Raw genomic sequence first — 6,269 nt, 5'->3', positions numbered from 1 at the left:
ATATTCAGCAACTTTGTCATTGCCGATAAAGGCATCCGCTTCACCTTTTACAACAGTTTCTAGTGCCTCAAGTACACCGTTAACCAGAACCAGCTCAATTTCGGGATGATTATCGGAAAGGTAGCCCTGTATCGCCCATCCTTGCGCCACCACGACTTTTTTCCCGTGAAGTGCTTTGATATCTTCAATTACAGGCGCATTTTCAGCTGTAATAAAATGATTACGCATATCTAAGATAGCGTCAGAAAAGAGCCCCATCGCCTCCCTTTCTTTGGTTTTAGAAAGAGAGTGTAAAATATCTATCGTTTTTTCCTTAAAAAGAACAACCAGTTCACTCCACAAATAACCGTTTACAAATTTGAATTCAAGCCCGGTTTTTAAACCGATAAGTTTGATAAGGTCTATGCTATACCCCATCGGTTCACCGCTTTCAGCAAAATCAAAGGGAGGCCAGTCAAGTTCGTTGGAAACTTTAAGCTGCGGGTTGTCCCTTATAAACTCTTGCTCTTCTTTATTTAACGTGGTGATTTTGGAAACCTGTCCGATAACATCGGTTTTAAGCTGCTCAGGCGAAGCTGAGGAGGAGGTTTTCTCACCTTTTTCATTAAACAAGAAGAGCTCACTTTCCGGCAGAGTGGCCTGCTTTGCCAAAAATGCAGATATCCCACTCATGGTGATACCTGCCCCTAAAACAATACCACTTGTATTAATATTCCTCGCATAAGTAATACCTGGAGAGTTCAGACTATTAAAATTATAAGGCTCGGTCTTCACCACCCCTTTTGTAGCGGAAGCTTTTTTAAACCAGGGCCTTTGTCTCGGGTCATAATTACTCTTTTCGTTTTTTTTGCCTATCAGCCTGAAATCCGCATCGAGATATTCGCTATACTTAATCGCATTCTTTTGATGTGAAATAATCCTGACAGCAAGCCATCTGCTATTTTTAGGAGCATTGAAGTACTCATGCATTCCTTCAGCAACCTTTAAATTAATCAGTTGATAAAAGTCCCCATTTTCATCGCCGACATACAACGAATAAATAGCCGGATTCTCAACAATGGCTTTTGCAAAAAAATTCATGGTTGAATAGTATTGATGATAATCAGATAAATCTTGCAGGCCGGGGTATTCAGCAGCCATATTAATTATAGTTGCCGATTTACTGTCAATAAGCTTTATGCGGTCGGAAACTCTCTGGGATATATGAATAAAAGACGTTTTGGCGGCCGCCAACGACAAACGATTGCTGAAATAGTACTGCTGACCTATCAGCAGTAAGGCAATAAAAAATGTAATAATGAAAAAAATGAATAAGATATTACTGCGAATTGAAAATAATTTATGCACTTTTCCACTTTTCATTTTTTAAAGCTCCATTGTGCCGGTCACTAAGTTAGATTAACAGCCTCATTGTCACGCTTGGTATTGTTATATTTAAGATAACTCTGCCTCATCCATGAAAAAGAAACGAACGGCTTTCCTTTAGGTGCAGTTAAACAGCTAAAGAATAAAAATGCTTTACAGCACCACCTCTTCTGTATTGTTCATCTGACCTGATGAAGCATTTTATATCACTCAGGCCGGTGTTCGTCGTCTCTGCTCCTGCTATAGATTTAAATTCTAGTGTGACTGACCTATTCACTTCATTGCGTCATGGTTTTGCCGGCCATGTTATTAACAGGCTTTAGCAGCCGCAGCCTAGTATTAAGTTTCTATTCGTCATCAATACGTTTTGTCATTGGCCTTCTTAAAATGCCACCTCACGGTGATGCCCAGAGTCGTTGAATGATAAATAACCCCGGATTAACGAAAGAGGCATGTCATCTAATTGCTCAATAACTGATCGTTGCAACAAAACTGAGCCAAGGCATAACATGCAGGCTCTTTTTAAGCTTAACTTTATTTATGGTTTAAAAACGACTTTTACCGCATCAGTTACGTCAGCGTCATCCACGTAAGCAATAGCGTTGGCATTATTCGCCACTTCAAACACCGCCACCGAAGGTGATGCTACTGTTTTGGGGGGCTTAGCTTTACCGGTAAAGATCAACTTAGACCAATAAGCCTGCAGCTGTCCTTCATTTTTATCGGTAGCAAGTTCATGAAAGCTAATACGTAATATGTCGCCTTTATTATATTCAATCACAACTGGAGTGGCACCGTTAGGCAGTTTTTTCAGTTTACCTAAAAACAACTTTTTCACTTCGGTTTTAGATAAAGCATCCGGGCCAGCTGGATTAGCAATAACGACCGGAGCAGCTAAGCTACTCAAGCTAAACACGCTCAAAGAAAGAGCCAATAATAAGTTCTTCATAACTCCTCCTAAAATACGCTGTCAAATACGATGCTGTATATGGCTGTACTATCTTCAGTTGCTGTGCCACTGACTTTGTTTGCTAACAAACCTTTGGTATCACCAAAGCCATTTACAAAAGTAGCATCAAACTTCACGGATAGATTAGATAACAACTCATAACGTAAACCTAAAGAATATGAAGTCCGCTTACCATTGTAAATAAAAGATGAATCGACCGGTACTAATGAACCACTCGGTCCAAGAGGCAGCATTACATCAATGCGCTCATCATCATCTTGAGTCTTCATTCCAGCTACTGTGCCATAAGGCATGACTTTTCCAAAACGGTAACCTAAAGTTAGGTAACCAGAATCAACATCAGGATATGCTCCTTCAACGGTTGCTCGAGTTACCTCAGACACTACGAGTAATGAACCATTGTCGTAACTAAAGCCTCCCCCAAAAAAGTCAGACTTATTTTTATCTGATAGGACTTGATAATCCGGCTGGTTCGTTTGAGAAACCGTCACTTTTGATATCCCATATACCATGCGCAAAGTGAAATTATCAATCATCCAGGTTAGGTTCATCCCGAGAATGTCATCGTAGTTCGCACTACCTTCTTCCGACTGCCCCCAAAAGCCTTGTACAGATAACGTTGAATCATCAAACTCAAAGTCGTAACTACTATCTACCCCTACAAAAGAGTTAAATGGAACAAAGCCATATACTTCTTCAGGTGGACGAGCCCAGGGTTGGGCGTAACCTACTTCGAGATAATCCGAGTACATGTACAATGGCAGACGTAACTTACCAGCACGTACCGTTATGTAGTTATCAAAGGTGTGTTTTAGGTAAGCCCACTCTACTTCAGGACTAAAATCATCTTTACCACGAGCCACCAACTGCACCGTTATACTAGTATTATCAGCTAAAGCAAAGTCACCCTGTAGACCAACTAAGGTTAGGTTGTTAAAGTCGTAATCATCCGAAGAACCTGCATAACCTAAGTTATTGTTAGACTGGTTAATGCCAACACTGTAAAATCCATTAAAGTCAATTCGAGCCCAAGCATTTTCTTGATTTTGTGCACGTAGGACCTGTACCTCTTGCTCAAGTTGACTCACTCGTTGATCGAGAGCTTCGTCTGCCATAACTGCGCCACTCAAGACACATAATGGTAACGCTTGCCATACTTTTAAGTCCATGAAACACCTCCTTTTTGTTTCTTACTTACACTTTAAATTGGTTAATAACATCACTTAAACGTTGAACGACTTGCCTAACATCTTCGCTGACGTGGTCTATTTCACTAGAGCCTTTCGCGACCGCGAGAGATATTTGTTGAATGTCGTTAACACTGCTGTGTATCAAATTTGATGTTTGGGTTTGATGATCGGTAGCAGCTGCAATCTGCTCATTCACCGCATGAATGGATTCCACTTTACTGGTAATATCCATGAGCGACTTACCCGCTTGGGCTGATTGCTCAACACTCAAACCAGCTTGCTCTATACCTCGGTTCATCGCCTCTACGGCGGAACTCGAGCCTTTTTGTAACTCTTCTAATACTTGCTGAATTTCTTGAGTTGAACCTTGTGTCCGCGAAGCTAAAGTACGGACTTCGTCGGCAACGACAGCAAAACCACGACCTTGCTCTCCAGCACGCGCTGCTTCAATGGCCGCGTTTAACGCTAATAAGTTTGTTTGTTCAGCAATACCTCGAATCGAATCAAGAATCATCCCTGCGTTATTAGTGTGTTCCTCTAATTGATCAATCGCTTGTGCAGTGCTGTTAACTTGTTCGGCTAAGTTATTAATGACCAAAATGGTACTTTCAACAACTTGATTACCTTCTTGCGCAGTATTATTGGCTGATGAAGCCTCTTCTGAGGCTTGCGAAGCAAAGTTGGCAATGTGATGAACGCTGCTGAGCATTTCTTCAATGGCAGCACTTACCGCCTCCACAGAGTGATTCTGAGACTCAATGCTTGAAACGGTATGTTTGCTGGTTTCCATCAAACGCGATGACACGCCTTGTAACGCATGGACAGTTTCTGTGGTGGTAGCAATACTGCTCTGCATCTTGCGTATGAACTGATTAAACCAATGCACTAGCGCAGCAATTTCATCTTTACCGTCATAATCTACACGGACAGTTAAATCACCTTCTCCCTCGGCAATTTCACGCAGTGAAGAGGTTACTTGGGCTATTGAGTTAACAATGCTGCGGGTAGTCATGACGCCAACGGCAATTACCACCACTATTGTAGCGATACCCAAAATAATCCCAGTTATGACAGCTGATTGAGAACTCAAAATGGTTGTGTCGATAGTCTCGTTAAACGCTTTTTCGGTACTGATTCGAAGCGTAGCGATACCTTGGGTAAGCTCTTGCAAGACAGCAGCTGAACTTTCTGCTTTTACAGGTAAGGTGGCAAAGTCAGCACTACCATTAATCAAACTTAAGGCAATTTCTCGCGCCGGCCCATAATAATTATTGAGCAAGCCTTGCAGGTGTTCAACATCTTGTTGAGCACTTGGCAATACTTGCTGCAACTCATTCAGTTTGCTCCTCAGTAACTGCTGCTGTTCATCAGCAACAGTTAAGGATTCTTCTTCACCAGTAGTAACAGCAGTTTGCAGCAGTTGATCGATGTTATACAACGCATTTTGCGCAACAATAGCTGTATCCAGTGCAGGGAAATACTGATCGCGAATTTGCTCTATGCTGAACTGGCTTTGTTGCTGAACCAACATGCTCTTAACTAAGTAAACAGCAAATCCCACAACGGCTATCGTCGCCAGGATTCCAACCTTATGGCTTATTTTTAGACGCCTAGTCAAGCCCATTTATACCACTCCATGTGAATATAAGTATCGGTAACTCATTTATCCTCAGCTTCATACCACGTCAACATATTACTATATTGAAATGTAAGTTTATTTGCTTTCAAAAGTTGGCAATGCTCACAGATGTTATCTGTAATATAAAACCTTTAAAGCGTCAGTTAACTTTATTATTTATTTTATAAAAAAGTTACAGGGATAAAAATAACGGCACCACTTAAGTGTAGTCTCCTGTTAGTGTTTTAGCATTATTAAAATTTGTGATAAAAATTATAAAATGAGTATAATAAGTGGAAAGTATAGAATTTTAAATATTGTTTTTTTGCAGTTACTACGTATGACATTCAACAAATCCGACATTTGTTTATTTGAAGCTGTTGAGCGAGCTCTGCAACAGCTAATTAAGACATAGTCAAACAAAAGTTATTCTCTAAATTCATCAGATCATCACAGATGATTTTTACTGAAAGTTGTCAGATGAATTGATTTTATCTATTTATTTTCATAGCGCTAAATGTTTGAGTCTACTCACTGATTCGAAAGCGAAGACGTTGCCCAGCACTGCACCTAATATCCACACTGTTGAACTGCTAATAAAAATTTCTGTTCCTAGTACAGTAAATGCAAGAAAAGTAATGACGCTATAAGCAATAAAATAAAGATATTTTCTATAGCTAAGAGCACGGATTTCATCACGTTTTAAAACTAAGCTGCATAATCCAGCCCCTAACGTTGCGAAGAACAGACCACAGAAAAGATAGAAAACAATATCTGGTGTTGCCAAATGTAGGTTGTAGAACAGTTTGCTTTCTTGTCCGAACCCCAGACCAAATTGGGGGCAGATACTTAGAGTCATAACTCCGGATGTAACATTGAGTAGGGTCATTTTACTGTAGACTTTCCAGAGAGGTGGGCAGAGGTCTTCTTCTACCATTTGCAGAATCGCATTATCGACTTGTTTGTCGGGAGCTGTTGGTTTGTTTTCAATAAACTCAGAAAATTCGTGTAATATTTGATGTTCAGAGTCAGTTTTTTTCATAGTTCATTTCCTTTGCCGTCATTAATTTACGAAGCTTGCGAATGGTACGACTGATTATTTGACGTGAATTGTCAGCAGACATTT

5 protein-coding genes are annotated in these 6,269 nt (G+C 40.4%); all 5 read right to left on the bottom strand.

What is annotated here, in order from left to right:
* On the bottom strand, positions 1-1,362 hold a 1,362-nt coding region (locus G337_RS0118410), incomplete at its 3' end, for a transporter substrate-binding domain-containing protein (RefSeq protein ID WP_028865183.1).
* A gap of 541 nt (positions 1,363-1,903) precedes the next feature.
* The gene (locus tag G337_RS0118405; RefSeq protein ID WP_028865182.1) at positions 1,904-2,314 is read right to left on the bottom strand and encodes a hypothetical protein; all 411 of its coding nucleotides are present in this window, start codon (positions 2,312-2,314) and stop codon (positions 1,904-1,906) included.
* 8 nt (positions 2,315-2,322) lie between these two features.
* Positions 2,323-3,504 (bottom strand): hypothetical protein, encoded by a 1,182-nt coding sequence (locus tag G337_RS0118400; protein WP_028865181.1) that lies wholly within the window; start codon positions 3,502-3,504, stop codon positions 2,323-2,325.
* Between the two features lie 25 nt (positions 3,505-3,529).
* A complete protein-coding gene (locus G337_RS0118395; RefSeq protein WP_028865180.1) occupies positions 3,530-5,149 on the bottom strand; it encodes a methyl-accepting chemotaxis protein in 1,620 nt (539 codons plus the stop codon).
* 499 nt (positions 5,150-5,648) lie between these two features.
* Positions 5,649-6,185, bottom strand: coding sequence for a hypothetical protein (locus tag G337_RS0118390; RefSeq protein WP_028865179.1), 537 nt, complete (start codon positions 6,183-6,185; stop codon positions 5,649-5,651).
* Positions 6,186-6,269 lie beyond the last annotated feature (84 nt).

The sequence above is a fragment of the Psychromonas aquimarina ATCC BAA-1526 genome, assembly GCF_000428725.1.
Lineage (GTDB): Bacteria > Pseudomonadota > Gammaproteobacteria > Enterobacterales > Psychromonadaceae > Psychromonas > Psychromonas aquimarina.
This window is presented reverse-complemented; position numbering and strand designations above follow the sequence as displayed.

Bases quoted from the DNA above. Each gene is read 5' to 3' on its own strand.
- G337_RS0118405 (WP_028865182.1), bottom strand. From the start codon at position 2,314: ATGAAGAACTTATTATTGGCTCTTTCTTTGAGCGTGTTTAGCTTGAGT.
- G337_RS0118400 (WP_028865181.1), bottom strand. From the start codon at position 3,504: ATGGACTTAAAAGTATGGCAAGCGTTACCATTATGTGTCTTGAGTGGC.
- G337_RS0118395 (WP_028865180.1), bottom strand. From the start codon at position 5,149: ATGGGCTTGACTAGGCGTCTAAAAATAAGCCATAAGGTTGGAATCCTG.
- G337_RS0118390 (WP_028865179.1), bottom strand. From the start codon at position 6,185: ATGAAAAAAACTGACTCTGAACATCAAATATTACACGAATTTTCTGAG.